General features: G+C 71.0%; 26 protein-coding genes and 2 pseudogenes. 18 read left to right on the top strand and 10 right to left on the bottom strand.

Annotation, left to right across the window (positions count from 1 at the left end; translation table 11 throughout):
- The first annotated feature begins 109 nt into the window (after positions 1-109).
- The gene (locus tag OG254_RS13755) at positions 110-1,123 is read left to right on the top strand and encodes an NlpC/P60 family protein (protein ID WP_405581216.1); all 1,014 of its coding nucleotides are present in this window, start codon (positions 110-112) and stop codon (positions 1,121-1,123) included.
- 32 nt (positions 1,124-1,155) lie between these two features.
- Entirely contained in the window at positions 1,156-2,349 is a 1,194-nt protein-coding gene (locus tag OG254_RS13750) for a hypothetical protein (RefSeq protein WP_405581214.1), read from the top strand.
- Here the strand turns inward: OG254_RS13750 and OG254_RS13745 are convergent.
- Positions 2,337-2,492 (bottom strand): annotated as a pseudogene (locus OG254_RS13745) (PadR family transcriptional regulator); the annotation flags it as partial. The gene OG254_RS13750 and the pseudogene OG254_RS13745 overlap by 13 nt on opposite strands.
- On the opposite strand from OG254_RS13745, the pseudogene OG254_RS13740 reads away from it, so the two are divergent.
- Positions 2,492-2,974, top strand: a pseudogene (locus OG254_RS13740) (MATE family efflux transporter); the annotation flags it as partial. The pseudogenes OG254_RS13745 and OG254_RS13740 overlap by 1 nt on opposite strands.
- Here the strand turns inward: OG254_RS13740 and OG254_RS13735 are convergent.
- Positions 2,935-4,170 (bottom strand): glycosyltransferase 87 family protein, encoded by a 1,236-nt coding sequence (locus tag OG254_RS13735; RefSeq protein ID WP_405581211.1) that lies wholly within the window; start codon positions 4,168-4,170, stop codon positions 2,935-2,937. The pseudogene OG254_RS13740 and the gene OG254_RS13735 overlap by 40 nt on opposite strands.
- A 119-nt stretch (positions 4,171-4,289) precedes the next feature.
- On the opposite strand from OG254_RS13735, the gene OG254_RS13730 reads away from it, so the two are divergent.
- Complete coding sequence (locus OG254_RS13730; RefSeq protein WP_405581208.1) at positions 4,290-5,432, top strand: glycosyltransferase family 4 protein; 1,143 nt, start codon at positions 4,290-4,292, stop codon at positions 5,430-5,432.
- 37 nt (positions 5,433-5,469) lie between these two features.
- Here the strand turns inward: OG254_RS13730 and OG254_RS13725 are convergent, their stop codons facing one another.
- Positions 5,470-7,266 carry an AMP-dependent synthetase/ligase gene (locus OG254_RS13725; RefSeq protein ID WP_405581205.1) on the bottom strand — a complete coding sequence of 599 codons (1,797 nt, stop codon included), beginning with the start codon at positions 7,264-7,266 and terminating at the stop codon, positions 5,470-5,472.
- Between the two features lie 296 nt (positions 7,267-7,562).
- On the opposite strand from OG254_RS13725, the gene OG254_RS13720 reads away from it, so the two are divergent.
- The 6 genes from OG254_RS13720 to OG254_RS13695 all read left to right on the top strand — a co-directional run bounded on the left by OG254_RS13720 (position 7,563) and on the right by OG254_RS13695 (position 12,770).
- On the top strand, positions 7,563-8,360 hold the full coding sequence (locus tag OG254_RS13720) for a metallophosphoesterase (RefSeq protein WP_405581202.1): 798 nt from the start codon (positions 7,563-7,565) through the stop codon (positions 8,358-8,360).
- A gap of 143 nt (positions 8,361-8,503) precedes the next feature.
- Positions 8,504-8,944 (top strand): SRPBCC family protein, encoded by a 441-nt coding sequence (locus tag OG254_RS13715; RefSeq protein ID WP_147996486.1) that lies wholly within the window; start codon positions 8,504-8,506, stop codon positions 8,942-8,944.
- A 43-nt stretch (positions 8,945-8,987) separates the two neighbouring features.
- A complete protein-coding gene (locus OG254_RS13710; RefSeq protein ID WP_405581199.1) occupies positions 8,988-10,172 on the top strand; it encodes an ArsA family ATPase in 1,185 nt (394 codons plus the stop codon).
- Positions 10,173-10,229: 57 nt separating this feature from the next.
- On the top strand, positions 10,230-10,745 hold the full coding sequence (locus OG254_RS13705) for a DUF5304 domain-containing protein (RefSeq protein ID WP_405581197.1): 516 nt from the start codon (positions 10,230-10,232) through the stop codon (positions 10,743-10,745).
- 102 nt (positions 10,746-10,847) lie between these two features.
- Positions 10,848-11,801 (top strand): ROK family glucokinase, encoded by a 954-nt coding sequence (locus OG254_RS13700; protein ID WP_147996489.1) that lies wholly within the window; start codon positions 10,848-10,850, stop codon positions 11,799-11,801.
- 210 nt (positions 11,802-12,011) lie between these two features.
- Positions 12,012-12,770, top strand: a complete 759-nt coding sequence (locus OG254_RS13695) for an endonuclease/exonuclease/phosphatase family protein (protein WP_405581194.1) — start codon at positions 12,012-12,014, stop codon at positions 12,768-12,770.
- 1 nt (position 12,771) lies between these two features.
- Here the strand turns inward: OG254_RS13695 and OG254_RS13690 are convergent, their stop codons facing one another.
- Positions 12,772-13,404: a hypothetical protein gene (locus tag OG254_RS13690; protein ID WP_405581192.1), complete on the bottom strand. Its 633-nt coding sequence runs from the start codon at positions 13,402-13,404 to the stop codon at positions 12,772-12,774.
- Entirely contained in the window at positions 13,397-14,176 is a 780-nt protein-coding gene (locus OG254_RS13685) for an alpha/beta hydrolase (protein ID WP_405581189.1), read from the bottom strand. Before OG254_RS13685 ends, OG254_RS13690 begins: the two co-directional genes overlap by 8 nt.
- A 207-nt stretch (positions 14,177-14,383) precedes the next feature.
- Here OG254_RS13685 and OG254_RS13680 point away from each other — a divergent pair, with 207 nt between their 5' ends.
- The 5 genes from OG254_RS13680 (at position 14,384) to OG254_RS13660 (ending at position 19,295) form a co-directional block, all read left to right on the top strand.
- Complete coding sequence (locus OG254_RS13680) at positions 14,384-15,091, top strand: lysophospholipid acyltransferase family protein (RefSeq protein WP_351200134.1); 708 nt, start codon at positions 14,384-14,386, stop codon at positions 15,089-15,091.
- Between the two features lie 39 nt (positions 15,092-15,130).
- On the top strand, positions 15,131-16,360 hold the full coding sequence (macS, locus tag OG254_RS13675; RefSeq protein WP_405581186.1) for a MacS family sensor histidine kinase: 1,230 nt from the start codon (positions 15,131-15,133) through the stop codon (positions 16,358-16,360).
- Positions 16,357-17,049 (top strand): response regulator, encoded by a 693-nt coding sequence (locus tag OG254_RS13670; RefSeq protein WP_405581184.1) that lies wholly within the window; start codon positions 16,357-16,359, stop codon positions 17,047-17,049. Before macS ends, OG254_RS13670 begins: the two co-directional genes overlap by 4 nt.
- A 135-nt stretch (positions 17,050-17,184) precedes the next feature.
- Positions 17,185-18,213 carry a 6-phosphofructokinase gene (locus tag OG254_RS13665; protein WP_405581182.1) on the top strand — a complete coding sequence of 343 codons (1,029 nt, stop codon included), beginning with the start codon at positions 17,185-17,187 and terminating at the stop codon, positions 18,211-18,213.
- A gap of 86 nt (positions 18,214-18,299) precedes the next feature.
- Positions 18,300-19,295, top strand: coding sequence for a 2-hydroxyacid dehydrogenase (locus OG254_RS13660; protein WP_405581179.1), 996 nt, complete (start codon positions 18,300-18,302; stop codon positions 19,293-19,295).
- On the opposite strand, the gene OG254_RS13655 is transcribed toward OG254_RS13660, so the two are convergent.
- Positions 19,247-21,127: an anthranilate synthase family protein gene (locus OG254_RS13655; protein WP_405581176.1), complete on the bottom strand. Its 1,881-nt coding sequence runs from the start codon at positions 21,125-21,127 to the stop codon at positions 19,247-19,249. The genes OG254_RS13660 and OG254_RS13655 overlap by 49 nt on opposite strands.
- A gap of 105 nt (positions 21,128-21,232) precedes the next feature.
- On the bottom strand, positions 21,233-21,289 hold the full coding sequence (locus OG254_RS13650; RefSeq protein ID WP_071528813.1) for a trp operon leader peptide: 57 nt from the start codon (positions 21,287-21,289) through the stop codon (positions 21,233-21,235).
- A gap of 103 nt (positions 21,290-21,392) precedes the next feature.
- Between OG254_RS13650 and OG254_RS13645 the strand changes: the two genes are divergently transcribed.
- Both OG254_RS13645 and OG254_RS13640 read left to right on the top strand, forming a co-directional pair.
- On the top strand, positions 21,393-22,745 hold the full coding sequence (locus OG254_RS13645; protein WP_147996500.1) for a class II 3-deoxy-7-phosphoheptulonate synthase: 1,353 nt from the start codon (positions 21,393-21,395) through the stop codon (positions 22,743-22,745).
- 143 nt (positions 22,746-22,888) lie between these two features.
- Entirely contained in the window at positions 22,889-23,122 is a 234-nt protein-coding gene (locus OG254_RS13640; RefSeq protein WP_261989453.1) for a bacterioferritin-associated ferredoxin, read from the top strand.
- Here OG254_RS13640 and bfr read toward each other — a convergent pair.
- Positions 23,119-23,595, bottom strand: coding sequence for a bacterioferritin (gene bfr / locus OG254_RS13635; RefSeq protein ID WP_393508236.1), 477 nt, complete (start codon positions 23,593-23,595; stop codon positions 23,119-23,121). The genes OG254_RS13640 and bfr overlap by 4 nt on opposite strands.
- A gap of 175 nt (positions 23,596-23,770) precedes the next feature.
- Between bfr and OG254_RS13630 the strand changes: the two genes are divergently transcribed.
- Positions 23,771-24,403, top strand: a complete 633-nt coding sequence (locus OG254_RS13630) for a sulfite oxidase-like oxidoreductase (RefSeq protein ID WP_405581172.1) — start codon at positions 23,771-23,773, stop codon at positions 24,401-24,403.
- Positions 24,404-24,425: 22 nt separating this feature from the next.
- Here the strand turns inward: OG254_RS13630 and OG254_RS13625 are convergent, their stop codons facing one another.
- Both OG254_RS13625 and OG254_RS13620 read right to left on the bottom strand, forming a co-directional pair.
- Entirely contained in the window at positions 24,426-24,911 is a 486-nt protein-coding gene (locus tag OG254_RS13625; protein ID WP_405581169.1) for a DUF4396 domain-containing protein, read from the bottom strand.
- Between the two features lie 76 nt (positions 24,912-24,987).
- Positions 24,988-25,881, bottom strand: coding sequence for a deoxyribonuclease IV (locus OG254_RS13620; protein WP_405581166.1), 894 nt, complete (start codon positions 25,879-25,881; stop codon positions 24,988-24,990).
- Positions 25,882-25,897 lie beyond the last annotated feature (16 nt).

Here is a 25,897-nt window from a genome sequence, read left to right as displayed (position 1 = left end):
GTGCCCGCCGCGGTCGTTGGTCGCCGACGCCGCTCGGAGCTACTGTCTGCCGCGTTTCCCCGTCGCCGGGGAAAGTCCCTGTCCGCCAGCGGAAGGAGAGCGGCTTCCCGTGGGGTCCCATCGTCGCCTTGCATCGCCCGGGTTCGACCGGGGCACCAACGCAGCGCTCTGCGTCATGTCGGCCGCCGCCGCGGCCCTCGGGGTCGTACCGGCCGCTGCCGAGCCACAGGACGACACCGGGGCCAAGGTGGACCGCCTCTACGAGGAGGCCGAGAAGGCCACCGAGGCCTACAACAAGGCCGACGAGCGCGCCGACGAGCTCCGCGGGCAGGTGAGCCGGGCCCAGGACCGGATCGCCCGGCAGCAGGAGAACATCAACTCCAAGCGGGACGTGCTCGGTTCGCTGGCCGGCGCCCAGTACCGCTCCGGCGGCCTCGACCCCTCCCTCGCCCTGCTGCTCTCCGACGACCCCGAGGACTACCTCGACAAGGCCGCCGCGCTCGCCCGGATCAGCGCCCACCAGGCCGGCGAACTCAAGGAGCTCCAGGACGCGATGCGTGAACTGGCCCAGGAGCGCAGCGAGGCGGCCGGCAAGCTCGTCGAGCTGGAGAAGAGCCGCAAGGCCGTCGTCGCTCACAAGCGGACCGTCGAACGCAAGCTCGCCCTGGCCCGCAAGCTCCTGAATTCCCTGACCGAGAGCGACCGCGCCGCCTACGACCGCGCCTCCCGCTCCGGCCGCGCGGACCTGCCCGGCTTCGGCAGCGGCGTCCCGGCAACGGGCCGCGCGGCGGCCGCCGTCGCCGCCGCCCAGTCCGCGCTCGGCAGGCCGTACATCTGGGGCGCCAACGGGCCCTCCGGCTTCGACTGTTCGGGCCTGATCCAGTGGTCCTACGCCCAGGCCGGCGTCTCCCTGCCGCGCACCTCGCAGGGCCAGCGGTACGCCGGCCGGCAGGTCCCGATCTCCGAGGCCCAGCCCGGCGACGTCGTCACCTACCGCTCCGACGCCAGCCATGTCGGGATGTACATGGGCAACGGCCAGGTGATCCACGCGCCCTATCCCGGCGCACCCGTGCGCTACGACCCGGTGGGCATGATCCCCGGGGCGACGGTCACCAGGGTCTGACCTCCGCGCCGCCGTCGCCGTACGATCGGAAAGTGGCTGGTCGAAGGCGGGCGTCGGGAACGCGGGTCGTCGTGGCGCTGTGTCTGCTGCTCGTCGCGCTGGTGGGCTGCGGCGGGCGGCCCGCGACCGACAGCGCCAGGGCCGACGTACAGAGCCTCCTCGACCGGCGGGCCGCCGCGATCCTCGACCATGACGCGGCGGCGTATCTGCGCACGGGTGCGCGGGACAGGTTCGACCATCTGCGCGCGGTGCCCCTCGCCGACTGGTCGTACCGCCTGACCGGTCTGCGCCGCACCGGGGACACCGCTCTCGTGGAGGCCGAGCTGCGCTATCGCGTCCAGGGCTACGACCGGGCTCCCGTCCGGGCCGGCCGCACCCTGAGCCTGGAGCTGGACGCCGAGGGCCACTGGTACGTCGAGTCGGAGCGGCCCGCGAAGGGCTCCGCCGAGCAGCTGTGGGACCAGGGCGAGGTGAGCGTCGTGCGCGGCGGCGACAGCCTCGTCCTGGGCGTCGGGCAGCCCGCCGACCGGCTGCGGTCGTACGCGGCGCTGGCCGACCACGCGGTGCCGGCCGTGTCCCAGGCGTGGGGCACGAACTGGGCCCGGCACATCGTCGTCCTCGTACCGAGGTCGCTGACCGGCATGGCGGCACTCCTCGGCGCGCCCGAGTCCTCCTATCGCGGGATCGCCGCGGTCACCACCGGCGAGACCGGCGCCCCGGCCGGCGCTCCCGCCGACCGGATCATCCTCAATCCGGACGCGTACGGCGTCCTCGGCGACACCGGCAAGAAGGTCGTCCTCACCCACGAGACCACGCACGTCGCCACCCGCACCCACACCACCCCCGCCACCCCGCTGTGGCTCTCCGAGGGCTACGCCGACTGGATCGGCTACCTCGGCAGCGGCCGCTCCCCGTCCCAGGCCGCCCCCGAGCTGCGGCGCGCGGTGTCCGAGGGCCGGGCACCCCGGAGCCTGCCCTCCGACGCGGACTTCGGCTTCGCCGGCGACGCGACCGGGCTGGCCCAGGCCTACGAGGGCGGCTGGATGGCCTGCCGCATGATCGCGGACCGCTGGGGCGAGGTCAGACTCGCCGAGTTCTACCGCGCGGTCGGCGGCCACGAACGCCGGGCGGGGGCGGTCGAGGGCGCGCTGCAGGACGTACTCGGCACCTCGCTGGAGGAGTTCACCGGGCAGTGGCGGGAGTACCTGCGGACTCAGCTCGGGTGATCGAGCAGCGCGATGGCCTCCGTCAGCCACGCGCGCTCGGCCTCGCCCGTCGCCCGGGCGACCCGCAGCATGCCCTGCCGGAACAGGTCGTCGGACTCCTCGGCCCGTACGGGCCTGCCGCCCTCGCAGAAGAAGCTCGTGGGTGCGGTGCGCGGCCCGGCGGACGCTGCGCACCGGGGTGTCGATGTCGGCCGACTTCACCGTGCGGCAGGCGATGGGGCGGCAGGCGGTGCTGGTCTCGGGGAGCGCGGGGCTCGCGGCGTCCGTCCTGCTGGGTGCCGCCGCCCCGTGGATCATGGCCGCGTTCGGCGCCGGGCCCGCCGTGGCCGAGGACGGTGCGCTGTTCCTGCGCTGCGTCGGGCCGTACCTCGTCCTGATGGCCTGCTTCATCGCGCTCGGCGGGGTCTTCGAGGGGAGCGGGGGAGCGCCGGTGCTCCTGCGGGTGACGCTGCTCGGTACGGCCGTACAACTGCCGCTCGCGTACGCGCTGTCCGGCCTCGGGCTGCCCGGCGTGTGCCTGGCCCTCGCGCTCGCCATGGGGGTGCAGTGCGCGGCGGTGCTGCTGTCGCTTCGGCGGGCCCGGTCTCAGGAGGGCAGGGACGTTTCCCTGGCGCGGGTGGGCTGAGCCGGTACGGCGGCGGGGGTGGCTCGGACGACCGTCGAGCGCCAGAGCTCGCGGGCCGCGAGGAGGGTGGCGAGGACCAGCAGGCCGTTGCGCAGGAACAGGAGGGTGACACCGAGGGGGTCGCTGGCGACGACGTGCGAGAACCAGAGCGGGAACTCCAGGACCGTCACGAAGGACGCCGCGAGGACCAGGGCGACCGGGAGCCGCATCGGGCTCTCGCGGAAGCACAGGCACACCGCCGCCAGGCCCACCAGCCACACCAGGTACTGCGGGCTGATCACCCGGCTGGTCGTCACGAACATCAGCACCGCCACGAAGGCCGCGTCCGCGAGCGTGTGCGGCAGGAACCGGCGCGCCCGCAGCCGCCACAGCAGCAGCCAGCCGAAGGCCAGCCCGCTCAGGACGAGGGCGGCCGTGCTGACGACGTCGACGTACGGGCCGAGGAACTCCACCGAGCCGTAGTTCAGCAGCACCTGGCCGTCCCAGCCGTACTGCCGGGCCACATGGAAGACCAGCGCGCCCAGCGACTCCACCTCGGTGCCCCGGTCGCGCTGGAAGGTCAGGAAGGCGAAGGCGCCGGGCATGGTGAGGGCGAAAACGGCCGCTATGGCGCCTGCGGTCAGCACGGCCGACAGCCACGCACGGCGCCTGCAGGCCGCGACCAGCAGCAGCACCGGCCACACCTTCAGCATCGCCCCGAAGGCCGCCAGCGCCCCCATCAGCCGGGGATGCCGGGTGCCGGCGAGCAGCGCGGCGACGGCGACGGCGGTGACCATCACGTCGTAGCGCGCGTACACGGTCGGTCCGAGCAGCGGTACGCCCGCCACCCATACCCAGGCCCCGCGCAGCGTCCGGCCGGGGCGCATACCGGCGTACAACAGGAGCAGCAGGACGGCCAGGTCGGCCGTGAAGGCGACGACGAAGAACGCCGACGGATAGTCCAGCCAGAACACCAGCGCGGGGGAGAGGATCGGCAGCGCCGCGGCGGGCGGGTACTGCCAGGTCACGTCGCCCAGCGGGAAGGTGCCGGTGCGCAGGACGTCGTACCAGCCCTGGTAGATCACCGAGACGTCGCTGGTGACGTCCGGGCCGGGGAAGACGTACACCTTGAACACGAAGAGCAGCAGGACCACCCTGGTCAGACCCCAGACGCCCAGAAGCCACGCCAAGGACCGCCGCGTGCCCGTCGTCTCCACCGGATCCCCTGCCGTTCGCTTCCCGCCTCAATGGAACATGATGTCGCGTCCAGCTGTGTACCTGCCACAGGCGTGGCCGGGCCCCGGCTGTGAACAGCGCCTTCGGTAAGGTTCGCGGCGTGCACAAGACCCTGATCGTGACCAACGACTTCCCGCCCCGCCCCGGCGGCATCCAGGCGTTCCTGCACAACATGGCGCTACGGCTCGACCCGGAGCGCCTCGTCGTCTACGCCTCGACCTGGAAGCGCGGCCGCGAGGGCATCGAGGCCACCGCGGCCTTCGACGCCGAGCAGCCCTTCACGGTCGTACGGGACCGTACGACGATGCTGCTGCCGACGCCCGGGGCGACCCGGCGCGCGGTCGGCCTGCTGCGCGAGCACGGCTGTACGTCGGTGTGGTTCGGGGCGGCGGCACCGCTCGGCCTGATGGCGCCGGCGCTGCGCAGGGCGGGCGCCGAACGGCTGGTGGCCACGACCCACGGTCACGAGGCGGGGTGGGCCCAGCTGCCCGCGGCCCGGCAGCTGCTGGGGCGGATCGGGGAGTCGACGGACACGATCACCTACCTCGGCGAGTACACCCGCTCGCGGATCGCGACCGCGCTGACGCCGGCGGCGGCCTCGCGGATGGTGCAGCTGCCGCCGGGGGTCGACGAGAAGACCTTCCATCCCGGGTCGGGCGGCGACGAGGTCCGCGCGCGGCTCGGGCTGACGGACCGGCCGGTGATCGTGTGCGTGTCCCGGCTGGTGCCGCGCAAGGGGCAGGACACGCTGATCCTGGCCATGCCCCGCATCCTGGCCGCCGAGCCGGAAGCCGTGCTGCTGATCGTCGGGGGCGGGCCGTACGGAAAGGACCTGCAGCGGCTGGCCCAGGAAACGGGCGTGGCCGACTCGGTCCACTTCACCGGCCCCGTCCCCTGGTCCGACCTGCCCGCCCACTACGGCGCCGGCGACGTCTTCGCGATGCCGTGCCGCACCCGCCGGGGCGGCCTCGACGTCGAGGGCCTCGGCATCGTCTACCTGGAGGCCTCGGCGACGGGCCTGCCGGTGGTCGCCGGCGACTCGGGCGGCGCACCGGACGCGGTCCTGGACGGCGAGACGGGCTGGGTGGTGAGGGGCGGCTCCCCGGAGGATGCGGCCGACCGCATCGTCCCGCTCCTCGCAGACCCCGAGCTGCGCCGGAGGATGGGGGAGCGCGGCAGGGAGTGGGTCGAGGAGAAGTGGCGCTGGGACCTACTCGCGGAGCACCTGAAGGACTTGCTGTAGGGCAGCGCCCCGAGGGGCGCGGACCCCACAATCCGCACTACTTCTGGTAGAGCGCCTCGATCTCGTCCGAGTAGTCCTTCGCCACCACGTTGCGCTTCAGCTTCAGCGACGGCGTCAGATGGCCCGAGTCCTCCGTGAACTGGGCAGGCAGAATACGGAACTTCCGCACCGATTCCGCCTTCGACACCGCGGCGTTGCCGTCGTCGATCGCCGACTGGATCGCGGCCACCAGGTCCGTGTCCTCGCGCAGCGCCGCCGCGGTGGAGCCCGCCGGCTTGCCGTGCTCGGCGCACCAGCGCTCCAGGAACTCCTCGTCGATGGTGACCAGCGCGCCCACGAACGGCCGCCCGTCGCCGACCACCATGCACTCCGCGACCAGCGCGTGCGCCCGGATACGGTCCTCGATCACGGCCGGAGCGACGTTCTTGCCGCCGGCGGTGACGATGATCTCCTTCTTGCGGCCCGTGATCCGGAGGTAGCCGTCCTCGTCGAGCGTGCCGATGTCACCGGTGTGGAACCAGCCGTCGGCCAGCGCCTCCTCGGTCGCGCCCGGGTTGTTCCAGTACTCCCGGAACAGGTGCTCACCGTGCAGCAGCACCTCCCCGTCGTCCGCGATGCGCACCACGGAACCCGGCAGCGGCTGCCCGACCGTGCCGATCTTCTGCCGGTCCCAGGGGTTGAACGCGGTCGCCGCGCAGGACTCGGTCAGGCCGTAGCCCTCCAGGACCGTGAAGCCGATGCCGCGGAAGAAGTGCCCGAGCCGCTCGCCCAGCGGGGCGCCGCCGGAGATGGCGTACTCGCCCTTGCCGCCGAGGACCGCGCGCAGCTTGCTGTAGACCAGCTTGTCGAAGACCTTGTGCTTGATCTTCAGGCCGACGGGCGGGCCGGACGGGGTGTCCAGCGCCTTGCTGTAGGCGATCGCCGTGTCGGCGGCCTTGTCGAAGATCTTGCCCTTGCCGTCGGCCTGCGCCTTGGCGCGCGCCGAGTTGTAGACCTTCTCGAAGACGCGCGGCACGCCCAGGATCAGCGTGGGGCGGAACGAGGCCAGCTCGTCGGTGAGGTTCTTGATGTCCGGGACGTTGCCCAGCTTGATCGGCGCCATCATCGGCGCGACCTGCACCAGACGGCCGAAGACGTGCGCGAGCGGCAGGAAGAGCAGGACGCTGCACTCACCGGTGCGGAACAGCGGCCGCAGGCGCTCCACGATGTTGCCGCACTCGGCGAAGAAGCTGCGGTGGGTCAGCACACAGCCCTTGGGCCGGCCGGTGGTGCCGGAGGTGTACACGATGGTCGCCGGGTCGTCGGCCTTCGCCAGCGAGCTGCGCTCCTCGACCGCCGCGTCGCTGATGTCCTGGCCGAGCCGGCCCAGCTCCTCGACGCCGCCGGCCTCGATCTGCCACACGTGCTTGAGCGCGGGCAGCCGGTCGCGCACCGACTCGACGGCGGCGGTGTGGTTGTCCAGCTCGACGACGCAGGCGGTGGCGCCCGAGTCGGAGAGGATCCACTGGATCTGCTCCGGCGAGCTGGTCTCGTACACCGGCACGGTGACCGCGCCCGCCGACCAGATCGCGAAGTCGAGCAGGGTCCACTCGTAGCGGGTACGGGACATCAGGCCGACCCGGTCGCCCGGCTGGACCCCGGAGGCGATGAGCCCCTTCGCGGCCGCGCGCACCTCGGCGAGGAACGCGGTGGCCGAGACGTCCTGCCAGGCACCGCCCACCTTGCGGGCGATGACGGCCACGTCCGGGTGCTGCGCGGCGTTTCTGCGGACGATGTCGGTGAGATTGCCGTCCGCAGGGACCTCGTACAAAGCCGGAAGGCTGAACTCGCGCAAGACTGCTGCTCCTCATAGGGCGCCGGCGCCACGACGTTGTGTGATGCGACGGTGCGGTCCAAGGCTCGGGCAAGTGCTCGCGGATTCACATGTTGAAATCCAGAGCACGACTGGACCGACCGGACGTTACCCGCCGGTATGGCTTCTTCGACAGGGGGTCCCGGCGAGATGTTCGCTGCGTCACACGGATTGGTGTTTCTGCGCGCAGAGTAGTCGAGCGGTCTGACGACTGGCCAGTAACCGTCCGTTCCGCCGCCACTGTTCACGTATGCCGCACACGCCTACCCTTGATCGCCATGGCAGCGACACCGACCGGAAACCGCAGGACCCGCGTCCACGTGGTCAGCGATGTGCACGGCAACGCCCGCGACCTGGCCAGGGCCGGCGAGGGCGCCGACGCCCTGATCTGCCTGGGCGACCTGGTGCTGTTCCTGGACTACGCCGACCACACGCGCGGCATCTTTCCGGACCTGTTCGGCGTGGAGAACGCCGACCTCATCGTGGAACTGCGCACCGCCCGGCGCTTCGAGGAGGCGCGCGAGCTCGGGGCGCGGCTGTGGGCCGGTGTCGGCTCGGACCGGGCCCGGGTGATCGAGAAGGCGGTCCGCAGGCAGTACGCCGAGATGTTCGCCGCGTTCCCGACGCCGACGTACGCCACCTACGGCAATGTCGACATGCCGCCTCTGTGGCCGGAGTATGCCGGGCCGGGCACGACCGTGCTGGACGGGGAGCGGGTCGAGATCGGGGGGTGGACCTTCGGTTTCGTGGGCGGCGGGTTGCGGACCCCCATGCGCACGCCGTACGAGATCAGTGACGAGGAGTACGCGGCCAAGATCGAGGCCGTGGGCGAGGTGGACGTGCTGTGCACGCACATTCCGCCGGAGGTTCCCGAGCTGGTCTACGACACGGTGGCGCGGCGCTTCGAGCGGGGGAGCAGGGCCCTGCTGGCAGCGATTCGCCGCACTCGTCCCCGCTACTCCCTCTTCGGGCATGTCCATCAGCCACTGGTGCGGCGGATGCGGATCGGGGCCACGGAGTGCGTGAACGTGGGGCACTTCGCGGGGAGCGGGAAGCCATGGGCGCTCGAATGGTGAGTGAATTCGGGTGCGGTGGACGCATTCGCGGCGATGGTGCAGGTGGGGGTGGAGTCGGCCGGTCGGGCGCGCGGTAGCCTTCACGCTGCGCACGCGTGCACACCACGACTTCCAACCGGCCCGCATCTGGAGGAGCCACAGCGATGGCGGAACACACCAGCTCGAGCATCACGATCGAGGCGGCACCGGCCGATGTGATGGGGGTGATCGCCGACTTCGCTCGCTATCCGGACTGGACCGGCGAAGTGAAGGAGGCGGAGGTCCTCAAGACCGACGACCAGGGGCGCGCCGAGCAGGTGCGGCTGGTCATGGACGCCGGGGCGATCAAGGACGACCAGGTACTGGGGTACACCTGGACCGGCGAGAACGAGGTGTCCTGGACGCTGGTCAAGTCGCAGATGCTGCGGTCGCTGGACGGCTCGTACCTTCTCAAGGCGGCGGGTGCGGGGTCGACCGAGGTCACCTATCAGCTGACCGTCGACGTCAAGATCCCGATGCTGGGAATGATCAAGCGCAAGGCCGAGAAGGTCATCATCGACCGGGCGCTGGCGGGGTTGAAGAAGCGGGTGGAGTCGGGCAAGTAGGGGTTCCGCGCCCCTGGCGGCGGGTCGGTTACCGTTCACCCCCATGCGCACCCTCCTGATCACCGGCCCCGGCGGCAGCGGCCGTACCACCGTTGCCGCCGCAACCGCGCTGACCGCGGCGGTCGACGGCACCAGAACCCTGGTCCTCAGTGCCGATCGCACCGACACCCTGGGCGCGGCACTCGGCGTACCGACGGGTGCCACCCCCACCCACGTCGCCCCGAACCTCACCGCCTGGCGTCCCGACGCCGCCACCGGATTCCGGGACGACCTCGCCGCCTTCCAGGAGCGCGCCACCTCCGCCCTCGACCTCCTCGGTGCCTCCCGGCTCGACCCGGAGGAGGTCACCCCGCTTCCCGGCGCCGAGGAGCTCGCGCTGCTGCGGGCCCTGCGGGACGCCGCGCTCGCCGAGGCCCACGACCTGCTCGTCGTCGACCTGCCCGCCACCCCGCACGCCCTCGCCCTGCTCTCCCTCCCCGAGGAGCTGCGCCGCTATCTGCGCCGGCTGCTCCCGCCCGAACGCCAGGCGGCCCGCGCACTGCGGCCCGTCCTCGGACGGCTGGCCGGCGTGCCGATGCCCGCGGAGTGGCTGTACGAGACCACCGCCCGCTGGGATGTGGAGCTCGCCGCCGTGGAGGCCGTCGTCGCCGACCGGGACACCGTCGTACGACTGGTCGCCGAACCCGGCCCGGCCGGCGCGGACGCCGTGCGCGCCGCCGGCCTCGCCCTCGCCCTGCGCGGCCTGCGCCCCGACCTGGTGATCGCCAACCGCGTCCTGCCGGAGCCGGAGGCCGCCGCCGGCAGCTGGCTCGCGGGGCCCGTCGCCCAGCAGCGCAAGGTTCTGGAGGAGTGGGGGGAGACGTACGACGTCCACGGCGTCGCGCACCTCGGGCGCGACCCCCGCGGCGCCGACGATCTCACCGAGCTCGCGATGCCCGCCGTCAACGGCACGTCGTCCACCGTCGAGTGGCCCGTCACCGACCGGCTCGCCGAGGACGGCGGCAGCCGGGTCTTCGTATGGCACCTCCCGCTGCCCGGCGCCGCCCGCGACGAGCTCGACCTCATCCGGCGCGGCGACGAACTCGTCGTCACCGCAGGGCAGTTCCGGCGCATCGTGCCCCTGCCGTCCGCCCTGCGCCGGTGCACCGTGGAGGGGGCCGCGCTGCGCGACGGCGAGCTGCGCATCCGGTTCGTGCCGGATCCGGACCTCTGGCCGCGGTCCCGGTGAAGCAGGTACGCCCGTTCGGGTAACGTCGGAGAGACGAACCGTAGTCAGGAGTCCGTCATGAGCGAAGAGCTCCCCCCGTCAGACGCCACCGAGCGCGAGGCCGTCGACGAGGTACGGGCGACCGACGCCGACGCGTGGTCGACGGCGTGCGCCGAGGACCTCGCCGCGGAGAAGGCCCGCCGTCGCGCCCAGCACGGCCCGCCGCCGGGCTCGGCCGCCGAGGAACTGCGCAAGCTCGTCGACGCCGTCGCGGACAAGCTCTCGACCCTCCAGTCCCCGCTGCTCGGCGCGGTCGCCGGACCCGCCGCCCAGCAGGTGGTCAAGCAGGTCGTGGAGCAGGCCAAGGCCGCCGTCGAACCCGTCATCGACCGCAACCCCGACGTCTTCGACCACCTCGCCGCGGCCGGCACCGAACTCCTCGCCGCCTACCGCTCCGCGGTCCAGGCCCAGGAGCGGAGCTGGACGAGCGGTCCGAGCGGTCCGAGCGACACCGAGGAACTGGACGAGCTCGACGACGACAAGCGGGACCCGGGCGAGGGCACGGGCCCCGGCCAGCGCATCGACTTGGACTGACCGCCCGCTCGGGGTCCGCCCGGCGGGCGGACGACGGGAACCCGGCGGCAGGGCCTCGGGTACGGTTGGCCGTAGCGGGGCTCGACCGAAACTGAGGGATTCATGGGACTCACCATCGGCGTCGACATCGGCGGTACCAAGATCGCGGCCGGTGTGGTCGACGAGGAAGGCAACATCCTCTCGACCCACAAGGTGCCGACCCCGGGCACGCCCGACGGGATCGTGGACGCCATTGCCTCCGCAGTCGAGGGAGCACGCGGCGGGCACGAGATCGTCGGCGTGGGCATCGGTGCGGCCGGCTACGTGAACCGGCAGCGCTCGGAGGTCTACTTCGCCCCCAACATCGACTGGCGCAACGAGCCGCTGAAGACGAAGGTCGAGGCCCGCGTCGGCCTCCCGGTCGTCGTGGAGAACGACGCCAACGCGGCCGCCTGGGGCGAGTACAAGTTCGGCGCCGGCAAGGGCCACCGCAACGTCATCTGCATCACCCTGGGCACCGGCCTCGGCGGCGGCATCATCATCGGCAACAAGCTGCGCCGCGGGCACTACGGCGTGGCCGCCGAGTTCGGCCACATCCGCATGGTGCCGGACGGCCTGCTGTGCGGCTGCGGCAGCCAGGGCTGCTGGGAGCAGTACGCCTCCGGCCGCGCCCTCGTCCGCTACGCCAAGCAGCGCGCCAACGCCACCCCGGAGAACGCCGAGATCCTGCTCGGACTCGGTGACGGCAGCCCCGACGGCATCGAGGGCAAGCACATCTCCATGGCCGCCCGCCAGGGCGACCCGGTAGCCGTCGACTCCTACCGCGAGCTCGCCCGCTGGGCCGGCGCCGGCCTCGCCGACCTGGCCTCGCTGTTCGATCCGTCCGCCTTCATCGTCGGCGGCGGCCTCTCGGACGAGGGCGAACTGGTCCTCGACCCCATCCGCAAGTCCTACAAGCGCTGGCTGGTGGGCGGTAACTGGCGCCCCGTGGCCGACGTCATCGCGGCCCAACTGGGCAACGAGGCGGGCCTGGTGGGCGCGGCGGACCTGGCCCGGGAGCCCGACCCGATCATGTAGCTGCTGCTTCATGGGGTGCGCCCACTGTGCCTACCCAGGGGCGCGGGGCTGTATCGATGTGTGACTCCGTCACGATGGGGGTCCCCCCTGCTCGAGCGAAGCCGAGAGCTTGGGGGAGCGACAAGCCACGACGATCCGGCAGTCGCACACGAGCCTCGCGCCCCGAGCCATTGGGCGTGCAAACCCCGCCTCCGGCGTAAATTGACCCGCATGCCGACGCCCCCACTGCTTCCCAACTCCCACACTGAAGCCGACGGTTCCGCAGTCATCCGCGTCCTCAGCTACAACATCCGCTCGATGCGCGACGACACGGACGCCCTCGCCCGCGTCATCAGCGCCTGCGACCCCGACCTGGTCCTCATCCAGGAAGCCCCCCGCTTCTTCCGCTGGCGCAAGAAACTCTCCCGCCTGGCCCGCGCGGCGAACCTCGTCGTACTCACCGGCGGCGCCACCGCCGCGGGCCCGGCGATGCTGTGCAACCTGAGGGCCACCGTGGAGCGGACGGAGGACCTGCTCCTCCCGCTCACCCCAGGCCTGCACCGCCGTGGCTTCGCGACGGCCGTCGTCCGGTTCGGCGGCGCCCGCCTCGGGGTGCTCTGCTGCCACCTCTCCCTCCAGAAGGACGAGCGCTACGAACAGGGCGGCAGGCTCCTGGACCGCCTCGCCGGCATGGGCGTGGAGCACGCGATCGCCGGCGGCGACCTCAACGACCGCCCCACCGGCCGCACCTTCGGCCGCCTCGCCGACAGCCTTCAGGACTGCTGGGCCACCACCCCCTGGGGCGGCGAGTACACCTCGACCCCGGCCGACCCCCACCAGCGCATCGACGCGATCTTCGCCACCAAGGGCATCGAGGTGCTCGGCTGCGGAGTACCCGTCGGCCTGCCGGGCATCACGCGGACAGATCTGAGGGCGGCCACGGACCACCTTCCGGTCCTGGCCGCCCTCAGAGTTCCCGCAGCTCAGTAGGTCAGACGACGGCGCCCCGACCGGGGTCGTCGTCCTCGTCGTCGGTCTTCATCCGCATCACCAGCGTGGCGAACCCGCCCAGGAACCCGCCGATGCCGAGTGTGGCGAGCCACCAGGTCATGTCCCAGCTGAGCAGCACGGCGAGCAGCAGCAGGACCGGCCCGCCGATCACCGCGAGCCAGGCGAACTTCGCGGTCGCGTCGGCGGCGGGCAGGGGCGGCGGCTCCGGCGGCACGAAGTGGCCCTCGTCGTCGGCGTCGAAGTCCTCCTCGGCCGGCTCGGGCACGCTGTAGTCGCGCGGGCCGACGCCGGGCGCGAAGGAGATCGAGCTGCCCAGCGGCTTGGACGGCTTGTCCTCACCGGGCTCGTCGGCCTTCTTGTCGGGCGGGCCGGCCTCGGCCTTGTCGGCCTTCGGCTCGGTGTCCGTCCCGCCGCCCGCCTCGGTGTTCGCGTCGGTCTCCGGCAACGCCAGGTCCTCCACCGACTTGAAGGGCTTGCTGCCCGGAGGGTCCGGCGGCTCGTCGCCGAACCCCTCGACGATCGCGGCCCAGGCCGCGTCCTCGTCGAACGGGACGTGCTGCTCCTCGGGCTCGCTGTCCTCGCGCTTCTCGCGGTCGGAGCCGTGCTCAGCCACGTGCGGTCGTCCCTTCCTTGCCGACGCCGGTCGCGACCCGGTCGATGAATCCGAGGCTCTCCTCGAAGATCCGGTCCGCATCATGGTCCAACGTCGCCACGTGATAACTCTGTTCCAGCACGATCTCCGTTACGTCCGTGGACGACACCCGACTCAGGATGCGGGCCGAGTCCACCGCCGGCACGGTGTGGTCCTGCCTGCTGCGCAGAACCAGCAGCGGCTGGGTGACCTGCGGCAACTCGCCGTCGACCAGCCGGAAGAAGTTCCGCAGGGAGTGGGCCGCGTGCAGCGGTACCCGGTCGTACCCGAGCTCGACGGCGCCCTCCTTCGCGATGTCACTGGCGATCCCCGGCGCTGTGCGGACCAGGTGGCGGGACACCGGAAGGGTGTACGCCGACAGGCCGTGCACCTTGTTCGCCGGGTTGACGACCACTACCCCGGCCACGTCCTCCCCGTGCTTCGCGGCGAGCCGCAGCGCCAGGGCGCCGCCCATGGACAGGCCGGCCACGAAGACCAGCGCGCAGCGGTCGCGCAGGGCGCGCAGCTCCCGGTCCACCTCGGCGTACCAGTCCTGCCAGCCGGTGAGCTGCATGTCCTCCCAGCGCGTGCCGTGCCCAGGCAGCAGCGGCAGCGAGACGGTGAGCCCGCGCTCGGCGAGGTAATCCGCCCAGGGGCGCAGCGACTGGGGGGAACCGGTGAAGCCGTGGCAGAAGAGGACCCCGACCTCTCCGCCCTCGTGGCGGTACGGCTCGGCTCCAGGAAGGACCGGCACCTTACGGTCTCCTGTTCGTAAGAGGGACGACTTGGACGAGAGCTACGACATGAACCCACGCGGCGGAGCCGCACATCGATACAGCCAGGTGTGCTTCACCGTACGCGACCGCACTGACACCGACCAGGGCCGTCGGGCTCATTGACAGTGCTCCGGGTTAAGGTCTGATCGACAGACACAGGAGGCACTCGGTTGTTGTACGGCGCGATGAAGGTGACCATCGGGGGACCGCTCAAGGTCGCCTTCCGGCCCTGGGTGGAGGGTCTGGAGAACATTCCCGCCGCGGGCCCCGCCATCCTGGCGAGCAATCACCTGTCGTTCTCCGACTCGTTCTTCCTGCCCGCGGTCCTCGACCGCAAGGTGACCTTCATCGCGAAGGCCGAGTACTTCACCACCCCCGGCGTCAAGGGCCGATTGACGGCGGCCTTCTTCAAGGGCGTCGGCCAGCTGCCCGTGGACCGCTCCGGGGCGCGCGGCGCGGGCGAGGCCGCCGTCAAGAGCGGCATCGATGTCCTGGAGCGCGGCGAGCTGTTCGGTATCTACCCCGAGGGCACGCGCTCGCCCGACGGCCGGCTCTACCGGGGCAAGCCCGGCGGCCTCGCGCGCGTGGCGCTCGCCAGCGGCGCGCCGGTCATCCCGGTCGCCATGATCGACACGGAGAAGATCCAGCCGCCCGGCAAGGTCATGCCCAAGCTCATGAGGCCGGGCATCCGGATCGGCAAGCCCCTGGACTTCAGCCGGTACCAGGGCATGGAGCACGACCGTTTCGTGCTCCGCGCGGTGACCGACGAGGTCATGTACGAGATCATGAAGCTCTCCGGCCAGGAGTACGTCGACATGTACGCGACCGCCGCCAAGCGGCAGATCGCGGACGCGGCGAAGGCGGAGAAGGAACAGACGAAGAAGACGAAGTAGGCCAGAGCAGCAGCAGGTCAAAATCAGGGGGGTGGGGGCATGGCCAAGCGTGAGCGGGTCATGCGCATGTCCGTCGAGCAGCCGCTGTGGCGGGCGCTCACGGGCTACCGGGTGCTGACGATGGTGTACGCCATCGGGCTCTTCGCCAGCGCTTACGACGAAGTGGCCCGCCCCTGGGTGGCCATCGCCTACTTCGCCGTCCTGGCGGTGTGGACGCTGGCCACGCTGCCGAGGGTCGCGAACGCCGCGAGCTGCACCAAGCGCTTCCTCGCCGCCGACCTCACCATCGCCCTGACCGGCATCCTGCTGACCCGCGTCGCAGAGTCGCCCGAGCGGATCGACGCCGGAGCCCCGACCCTGCCGTCGATATGGGCGGCGGGCGCCGTGCTGGCGTTCGCCATCAAGGGCGGCTGGCGCTGGGCCGCCTTCGCCTCCACCCTGGTCGCCGTCGCCAACCTGATCCACCGCTCCGGCGTTCCGACCCGCGACACCGTCCACATGGTGCTGCTGGTCTGGATCGCCTCCATCGCCATCGGCTACGTCGTCGAGGTCGCCCGCGCCTCCGAGCGCACCCTCGCCCGGGCCCTGGAGATCGAGGCGGCGACCCGTGAGCGCGAGCGCCTCGCCCGGGACATCCACGACGGCGTGCTCCAGGTGCTGGCGATGGTGCAGCGGCGCGGCGTCGTCATCGGCGGCGAGGCGGCCGAGCTGGGCCGGCTGGCCGGCGAGCAGGAGGTGGCGCTGCGCACGCTGGTCTCGGGCGGACTGGTGCCCGTGCCGCGGGTGTCGGAGGACGCCGCCGAGGGTGCCGTCGTACGGGCCGTGGAGGAGCCGGACGACTCCGACGGCCCCGTCGATCTGCGTGCGCTGCTCGCCCCGTACGCCGGCGCGCTGGTCAGCCTCGCCGAGCCGGGCGCGCCCGTGTCGCTGGCCCCGGCTGCCGCGCGGGAGCTGTCGGCGGCCGTCGGCGCCGCCCTGGACAACGTCCGCAAGCACGCGGGCGAGCACGCGCGCGCGTGGATCCTCGTCGAGGACGAGCCCGACGAGGTGATCGTCACCGTGCGGGACGACGGACCCGGCATCCCCGAGGGCCGGCTCGCACAGGCCGAGGGCGAGGGGCGGCTCGGAGTCGCTTTGTCGATCCGGGGCCGCCTGCGCGACCTCGGCGGCACCGCCGAGCTGATCTCGGTGCCGGGCCAGGGCACCGAAGTGGAACTGAAAGTACCGAAGGCCGGGAGCGCTTCACGGGGGAAGGCGGAGCAGCGATGACGGACACGGCGAGCGGACAGCAGAGCTCGATCAGGGTCATGGTGGTCGACGACCACCCCATGTGGCGCGACGCGGTCGCCCGCGACCTGGCCGAGTCCGGCTTCGACGTGGTCGCCACGGCGGGCGACGGCGAGCAGGCCGTACGCCGCGCCAAGGCCGCCGCCCCCGACGTCCTGGTGCTCGACCTCAACCTGCCCGCCAAGCCCGGTGTCCAGGTCTGCAAGGAACTCGTCGGCCACAACCCGGCCCTGCGCGTCCTCGTCCTGTCGGCGAGCGGCGAGCACGCCGACGTGCTGGAGGCCGTGAAGTCCGGCGCCACCGGCTATCTGCTGAAGTCGGCGTCCACCGAGGAACTCCTCGACGCGGTCCGCCGTACCGCTGTCGGCGACCCCGTGTTCACGCCGGGCCTGGCCGGCCTGGTCCTCGGCGAGTACCGCCGCCTCGCCTCCGATCCGGCGCCCGCCGCCCCGGGCGCCGACCAGCCGGGTGCCCCGCAGCTCACCGAGCGCGAGACCGAGGTGCTGCGGCTCGTCGCGAAGGGCCTGAGCTACAAGCAGATCGCCGAGCGCCTGGTCATCTCCCACCGCACGGTCCAGAACCACGTCCAGAACACCCTCGGCAAGCTCCAGCTGCACAACCGCGTGGAGCTGGTGCGATACGCCATCGAGCGCGGCCTCGACGACGAGTGATCCATCGCGCCGGTTTGACGGCGCGTAAACCGAACACCCTGCGGTTCACCGGAATTGCCGGTCCGACCCATCCCGCTGTGACGTGGCTCACCATTAGCGTGGCCTCACCAGGCAACCGCGGCGAAGGGACTTTTCATGCGGGTCGGAGTACTGACCGGAGGCGGCGACTGCCCCGGTCTCAACGCCGTCATCCGGGCCGTCGTCCGCAAGGGCGTGCAGGAATACGGCTATGACTTCGTCGGCTTCCGGGACGGCTGGCGAGGTCCGCTCGAGAACGACACCGTCCGTCTCGACATCCCCGCCGTGCGCGGCATCCTGCCCCGCGGCGGCACCATCCTCGGCTCCTCGCGCACCAACCCCCTGAAGCAGGAGGACGGCATCCGCCGTATCAAGGAGAACCTCGCCAAGCAGGAGGTCGAGGCGCTCATCGTCATCGGCGGCGAGGACACCCTCGGCGTCGCCACCCGCCTGTCCGACGACTACGGCGTGCCCTGCGTCGGCGTGCCGAAGACCATCGACAACGACCTGTCCGCCACCGACTACACCTTCGGCTTCGACACCGCCGTCGGCATCGCCACCGAGGCCATCGACCGGCTGCACACCACCGCCGAGTCCCATATGCGCGTCCTGGTCTGCGAGGTGATGGGCCGTCACGCCGGCTGGATCGCCATCCACTCCGGGCTGGCCGGCGGAGCCAACGTCATCCTCATTCCCGAGCAGCGCTTCGACGTCGACAAGGTCTGCGCCTGGATCACGTCGCGCTTCAAGGCGTCGTACGCCCCGATCGTGGTCGTCGCCGAGGGCGCCATGCCCAGGGACGGCGACATGGTGCTGAAGGACGGGTCGCTGGACTCCTTCGGACATGTCCGGCTGTCCGGGGTCGGCGAGTGGCTGGCCAAGGAGATCGAGAGGCGGACGGGCAAGGAGGCCCGTACCACGGTCCTCGGGCACATCCAGCGCGGCGGCACCCCGAGCGCCTTCGACCGCTGGCTGGCCACCCGCTTCGGGCTGCACGCCATCGAGGCCGTGCACGACGGCGACTTCGGCAAGATGGTCGCCCTGCGCGGCACGGACATCGTCCGCGTCCCGATCGCGCACGCCACGGCCAAGCTGAAGACGGTCGATCCGAAGCTGTACGACGAGGTCGGGGTGTTCTTCGGCTGACCTGTCCGAGGTGACCGCTTTCCGCCCGGCGGCATGGGGTCATGGGCCGTATATTCGGCCCATGGCCCTATGAAACGGGAGCAGCCGTGGAGATTCTCGCCTTCGGCGTGCAGGCGGACGAGAAGCCCCTGATCGAGCAGGCCTTCCGGGGCCACCACGACGTCCGCTGCCTGGACGTCTTCCTCAGCGAGGACACCGCCCCCATCGCGGCCGGCTACGAGGTCGTCTGCACCAGCGTCAACTGCGACCTCGGCAATCACGTCCTGCAGACCCTCGCGGCCGGCGGCACCCGGATGGTCGCCCAGCGCTCGACCGGCTTCAACAACATCGACCTCAAGGTCGCCGAGCGCCTCGCCATGACCGTCTCCCGGGTCTCCTCCTACTCGCCGCACTCCGTGGCCGAGTTCGCCTGGACCCTCGTCATGGCGGTCAACCGCCGTATCGTGCGCGCCTCCACGCGCACGCGTGACTTCGACTTCCGCCTCGACGGCCTGATGGGCCGCGACATGCACGGCCGCACCGCCGGCGTCCTCGGCACCGGCAAGATCGGCGAGGCCTTCGCCCGCATCGCCCACGGCTTCGGCATGAACCTGCTCGGCTGGGACGTCGCCGAGAACCCCGCCTGTATGCAGCTGGGCATGCGCTACGTCCCCAAGGACCGCCTCCTCGCCGAGTCGGACCTGGTCAGCCTGCATGTGCCGCTGATGCCGGAGACGAGCCGGCTGATCGACGCCGACGCCCTGAAGGCGATGAAGGACGACGCGATCCTGGTCAACTCCAGCCGCGGCGGCCTCATCGACACCGCGGCCCTCGTCGCCGAGCTGCGCGAGGGCCGCTTCACGGGTGTCGGTCTCGATGTCTACGAGGCGGAGGCCGGGCTCTTCTTCCACGACAAGTCCCTCCATGCCGTCGAGGACGACACCCTGGCCCGCCTCGTCACCTTCCCGAACGTCCTGGTCACCTCGCACCAGGCGTACTACACCGAGGACGCCGTCGGCCAGATCGTCGAGACCACGCTGAAGAACGTCCTCGACTACAAGGCGGGCCGCCGCTCCGAGAACGTGCTCGTGCCCCGCAGCTGACCCACCAGATCCCGGACGACGGCGGCGCCGTTCAGCGTCAGGACCGACTCCGGGTGGAACTGCACCCCGGCGAACCCCGGGCCGCGCAGGGCATGCACCTCGCCGTTGTCGGCCCGGCTGACCTCGATGCCGTGATCGGCGAGCTCCGCGTACGCCTCGTCGTCGCAGCGGGCCACGAAGCTGTTGTAGAAGCCGACCGTCTCCGGCCGTCCGAACAGGTCGATCGTCGTCTGCGCGCCCTGGTACGGCACTTCCTTGCGCACGATGTCCAGCCCCAGCTCGGCCGCGATCAGCTCATGGCCGAGGCAGACGCCGAGCACGCCGTGCGAGTGGTTGACGAGGGCCTCGGCCGTGAGGTCGCGCAGCAGGCGCATCTTCGGATCGTCGAGGTCACAAGGGTCGCCCGGCCCGGGTCCCAGCACGACCGGCCCCTCGTGCGCACGCACAACCGCCCGCAGCCCGGGTTCGTCGTAGCGCCGCACGGTCACCTCCAGGCCGCTCGACCGCAGCACGTGCGCCAGCATCGCCGTGAAGGTGTCCTCGCCGTCGACGACCAGAGCGTGCCCGGCCAGCTCCGCGGACCGCTCCTGCATCCGCAGCCAGAAGGGGGCGAGCGAGGCCCGGCGCCCGTCGAGCGCGGCTCGCACGCCTGGGTCGTCGGCGAGGCTGGGACGCGTCCCCTGCACGCGCGGCCCGGCCGGACGTACGCCCAGGGCCGCCAGCACACCCGCCGCCTTCGCGTGGGTCTCCGCGACCTCGCCCGCCGGGTCCGAGCCCCGCACGAGGGTCGCGCCGACCGGCACCCGCAGCCCGCCGCCGGCGTCGATGTCGGCGGTGCGGATGAGGATGGGGGAGTCGAGGGTCTGGGCCCCGCCGGTGTCCCGGCCGATGAGCGCCAGCGCCCCCGCGTAGTACCCGCGCCCGCCGACCTCGTGCCGCTCGATGACCCGACAGGCGTTCTGCACGGGCGAGCCGGTCACGGTGGCCGCGAACATCGTCTCCTTCAGGACCTCGCGCACATCCAGCGAGGACTTCCCGCGCAGCTCGTACTCGGTGTGCGCGAGGTGCGCCATCTCCTTCAGCCGGGGTCCGACGACGACCCCGCCCATGTCGCCGACGGTGCACATCATCTTGAGCTCCTCGTCGACGACCATCGACAGCTCCTCGATCTCCTTGCCGTCGGCGAGGAAGTCGAGCAGGTGCTCGGGCGTCGGCCCCTCGGCGGGATAGCGGTACGTCCCGCTGATCGGGTTCATGACGACGGTCCCGCCGGACATCCGGACATGCACCTCGGGACTCGCCCCCACCAGCGTGCGCTCCCCGGTGTGCACGACGAACGTCCAGTACGCGCCCCGCTCACCCACCAGCAGCCGCCGGAACAGCGCCAGCGCGTCGGCCCGTCCGAACCCCGGGATCCCGCCCTCGTACGTCCGCCGGATCACGAAGTTCGCGCCCTCGCCCCGCCCGATCTCGTCCCGCAGGACACGCCCGACGATCTCCGCGTATTCCTCGTCGCCGACGTCGAAGCCACCGCCCTCGACGCGCACGTCGTGCGCCGGGAGCTGCTCCAGGGCTTCGGCCAGCGGGATGGCGTACGACTCCTCGGGGGTCAGCACCGTCAGCGGCGTGCCGTCGTCGCGGACGTCGAAGCCGCGCTCGCGGATCTGCCGGAAGGGGACCAGCGCGAGGCCCTCGTCGGGGAGGTCGGCCAGACGGTCGTAGGTACTGACCGGGCCGATCATGACCTCCACGGTTTCCTGATCATGGCCCGGGGTGCGGCGGCGCAGCAGCGCGAACGGGCGGGGGTCGTGCAGCAGCTGTGCCAGGTCCATGGTTCCTCTTCCGTCGATGTCGATCGATGTCGGTGAGGAACGGACCCCGGGAAACGCCGAAGGCCGCCCCTCGGGCGGCCTTCGCGAAGTCTGTCGTACGCGCAGTCAGTGGGCCGCCGGATGAGCGGTCCACCACCAGTTCTGGGTCGAGTGCGCGAACATGCGACGCACCCTACCCCAGGTGCAGGTGTCCGAGTCGTGTACCCCGTGTCTCAATTGCTGGGCATGGGGCTGGACGCCCGACACGACCCCGTAATGTTGAGGCGTGACCGTGAACGCTAAGACCAGCGCGAGCGCTGGCAACACCTGGCGAGACCTGCCCGCGGCGCAGCAGCCCGAGTACCCCGACACCGAGGCTCTGCGCGCAGTGATCGCGGACCTCGAGTCGTATCCGCCGCTCGTCTTCGCGGGCGAGTGCGACCAGCTGCGCGCCCGGATGGCGGCCGTCGCCAAGGGAGAGGCGTTCCTCCTCCAGGGCGGCGACTGCGCCGAGGCATTCGACGCGGTGTCCGCCGACCAGATCCGCAACAAGCTCAAGACGCTGCTCCAGATGGGCGCCGTGCTGACGTACGCCGCGTCCGTCCCCGTGGTGAAGGTCGGCCGCATCGCCGGCCAGTACTCCAAGCCGCGCTCCAAGGGCACCGAGACCCGCGACGGCGTGACCCTGCCGACGTACCGCGGCGACTCCGTCAACGGCTTCGACTTCAACGAGGCCGCCCGCATCCCGGACCCCGAGCGCCTGAAGCGGATGTACAACGCCTCCGCCTCCACGCTCAACCTGGTGCGCGCCTTCACCACCGGTGGCTACGCCGACCTGCGCCAGGTGCACGCCTGGAACCAGGACTTCGTGAAGTCGTCCCCGTCGGGCCAGCGCTACGAGCAGCTCGCCCGCGAGATCGACCAGGCGCTCAACTTCATGCACGCCTGCGGGGCCGACCCGGAGGAGTTCAAGACGGTCGAGTTCTACTCCTCGCACGAGGCGCTGCTGCTCGACTACGAGTCCGCCCTGACCAGGGTCGACTCCCGCACCGGGCGCCTGTACGACGTCTCGGCGCACATGGTGTGGGTCGGCGAGCGCACCCGGCAGCTGGACCACGCGCACATCGAGTTCGCCTCGAAGATCCGCAACCCCATCGGCATCAAGCTCGGCCCGACGACGACGGCCGAGGAGGCGCTCCAGTACATCGACCGCCTCGACCCGGACCGCGAGCCGGGCCGGCTGACCTTCATCGTCCGCATGGGCGCCGACAAGGTCCGTGACCGGCTTCCCGAGCTGATCGAGAAGGTCACCGCCTCCGGCGCCACTGTGGCCTGGGTGACCGACCCGATGCACGGCAACACCTTCGAGGCGGCCTCCGGTCACAAGACCCGCCGCTTCGACGACGTGCTCGACGAGGTCAAGGGCTTCTTCGAGGTCCACAAGGGCCTCGGCACCCACCCGGGCGGCATCCACGTGGAGCTCACCGGTGACGACGTCACCGAGTGCGTGGGCGGCGGCGACGAGATCTTCGTCGACGACCTGCACCAGCGCTACGAGACGGCCTGCGACCCGCGGCTCAACCGCAGCCAGTCGCTTGACCTGGCCTTCCTCGTCGCCGAGATGTACAGGGACCAGTAGCCGGTTCGGTTGTTACATGCACAGAGGTGGGGCGCGGATCACATACGATCCGCGCCCCACCCCACTTTTACGGTTCCTGTCTGGCGGGTAAGGTTAGGTTTGCCTCACCGATCAAGGGGATGGCGCATCGATCCCGCCGGGAGGTGAACCGCGTGTACGTCTGCAGTTGCTTCGGCATTACCGAGGAGCAGGTCAAGAAGCACGCGGAGGACGGTGCCTGCACCCCCCGCCAGATAGCTTCGGCCAGCAAGGCCGGCACGGACTGCGGGTCGTGCGTACGCCAGATTCAGACGCTCCTGGGCAGGGGTGCGTGCCCCCGCCGTGAGCTGGCCGAGCAGGGCAAGCAGGTCCTCGCCCGGCTGAAGGACGCTGCCTAGCTCGGCTGCTCGATCTGCTGCGCGATGTAGAGCGCCTCACCGAGCTTCTCGATGAGCTCCAGCTGTGTGTCCAGGTAGTCGATGTGGTGCTCCTCGTCCTCGAGGATCGACTCGAAGATGTTCGCGGACGTGATGTCGCCCTTGTTACGCATCACCTCGATGCCGCGCTTGAGGCGGTCGATCGCCTCGACCTCGACCTGCCGGTCGGCCTGGAACATCTCGGTCACCGTCTGGCCGACCCGGACGTGGAACAGCCGCTGGTAGTTGGGCAGGCCGTCCAGCATGAGGATGCGCTCGGTGAGCTTGTCCGCGTGCTTCATCTCATCGATGGACTCTTCACGCGTGTACTTGGCGAGCTTGGTCCAGCCTTTGTTGTCCTGGATCCGGTAGTGCAGCCAGTACTGGTTGATCGCGGTGAGCTCGCCGGTCAGCTGCTCGTTCAGGAATTCGAGGACCTCGGGGTCGCCCTGCATCGCAGAGGCTCCTTCCAAGCGGGGGAACTGGCAGGTTGCGCCGCATGATTGCACCGGCGACAAAGATCGTCCAGTAAGTCTTCACTTAGTAAGTAAGTGCATGCTTAGTCCTGTTTGAAGGCAATTGTCGAGGGTGGGGTCAGGTGCACTGCTTCAGGTCTGTCAGGATGGAGTCATGGGTCAGCCGGTGGAGAGCGAAAGCGGAGCAGCAGCACACTCCGAGCTCCCGCCGGGGCAGCGCGTGCAGCGCGGCTGGCCGGTCACGCACTACGGCCCGGTCCCGAAGTTCCGGCCCGAACGCTGGGAGTTCAGGGTGTTCGGGGCCACCGCCGACGGCGAGAAGCACTGCTGGAACCACGAGGAGTTCGCGGCCCTGCCGTACACGACCGTCGTGGCCGATCTGCACTGCGTCACGAAGTTCAGCATGCTCGGTGCCGAGTGGGGCGGCATCCCGGCGCGGGCGATCCTGGAGATCGCCCCGCCCGCACCTGCCGTCACTCATGTGATGGTCTGGGCGGAGTACGGCTTCAGCTCCAACCTCCGCCTCGCCGACTTCGCCTCCGAGCGCACGATCTTCGCCACCCACAAGGACGGCGAACTGCTCACGGCGGAGCACGGATTCCCCCTCCGTCTGGTCGTCCCCCATCTGTACGCCTGGAAGGGGCCCAAGTGGGTCCGTGGCGTGGAGTACATGACCGCCGACCGCCGCGGCTTCTGGGAGGAGCGCGGCTACCACAACGTCGGTGACCCGTGGCAGGAACAGCGCTACTCCTACCAGGAGGAGCCCGGGGACGGCCCCGAGCTCTGACTCCTGGTCCATTCGCTGGGCGTCAGTGGTACTGGTGCACCACCGCGTGCCCCTTGCCGCGGCCGATCATCCACTTGTTGACCGGTGTGGTGAGGATGAAGGCGACGGCCAGCGCGATCGCCAGCACCCACCAGAACAGCGGGTCGGCGAGCCCGGCGTCCATGGCGCCCGGCCACAGCACGATCACGCCGTTGTCGACCAGCTCCATCACGGCGATGGACAGGGTGTCCGCCGCCAGTGCCACCTTGAGCGCGGTCCGCAGGTCGACGCCCGCCTTCAGGACGCCGCGCAGGGTGAGCGCGTAACCGAAGAAGAAGGCCAGGACGATCGCCAGGATCAGCGTCGGCACGTTGCCCCAGCCGAGCGCGGTGCCGATCACCATGCCCAGTACCTCGCCGATGGCACAGCCGGTGAGGCAGTGCAGGGTGGCCTGGACGGCCATCGTCCAGCTGCCGGCGGCGACCGCCTGCTGATGGTGATCGTGTGCCGTGTGTGCTTCGTGCTGCATCACTGCCCCCAATGTCAGGTCACGGTTCCTGCACCGAGCAAGAACCGTATACCCCCCTGGGGTATTCCGTAACGGGCTATGCGTCGCGAAGTTTCTTCAGTCGCTCCACGTCCGCCGCGTGCCCTTCCTTCCCGCCGGGCGTCTCGATGATCAGCGGTACGCCCTCGGTGGCCGGGTGCGTCATCAGCGCCCGGAACGGGTCCTCGCCGATGTGACCTGCGCCGATGTTCTCGTGGCGGTCCTTGTGGGCGCCGACGACGTCCTTGGAGTCATTGGCGTGGATCAGCTTCAGCCGGCCCTCGCCGACGGTGTCCACCAGCAGGTCGAGGGTCTGGTGCATGCCGGACGGGCCGGTCAGGTCGTGGCCGGCGGCGAAGATGTGGCAGGTGTCCAGGCACACGCCCAGCTTCGGATGGGCGTCCAGCGCCTCGAAGTACGGCCCGAAGTCCCAGGTGCGCGAGCACAGCGAGGAGCCCTGACCCGCCGTCGACTCCAGCAGCAGGAACGGGTCGTCGTCGTGGGTCAGCTCGTCCAGCAGCGGAAGCATGTGCTCCCGTACCTGCTTCAGGGCCACCGAACGCTCCCGGCCGCCGGTCGCGCTGCCCGTGTGCACGACGACGCCGAGCGCGCCGATCTCCCGCCCGCGGCGCAGTGAGTGCCGCAGCGACTCCACCGACTTCTCCACGGTCGCCTCGGTGTGCGAGCCGAAGTTGATCAGGTACGGGGCATGGACGTACGCCGGGATCGACTCGGCCTCGCACACCGCGCGGAAGTCCTCGTCCTGCCGCGGGTTCCCGGCGGGCGTGGCCCAGCCGCGCGGGTTGGCGACGAAGACCTGGACGGTCTCGGCCCTGAGGTCATGGGCGTAGGCGAGCCCGACGGAACTGAGGCCGCCGGCCACGGGGACATGGCCACCCACGGGGTTGCGGGACGGGCCCGTAAGGGCGGTGCCGGACTGCTGACTTCTCACCCGTTCAGGGTGTCAT

Origin of the sequence: Streptomyces sp. NBC_01092, assembly GCF_045039535.1 — a bacterium.
In the GTDB taxonomy this organism is placed as follows: domain Bacteria; phylum Actinomycetota; class Actinomycetes; order Streptomycetales; family Streptomycetaceae; genus Streptomyces.
The sequence above is the reverse complement of the archived record's forward strand: the minus strand, read 5'-3'. Positions and strand labels throughout refer to the sequence as shown.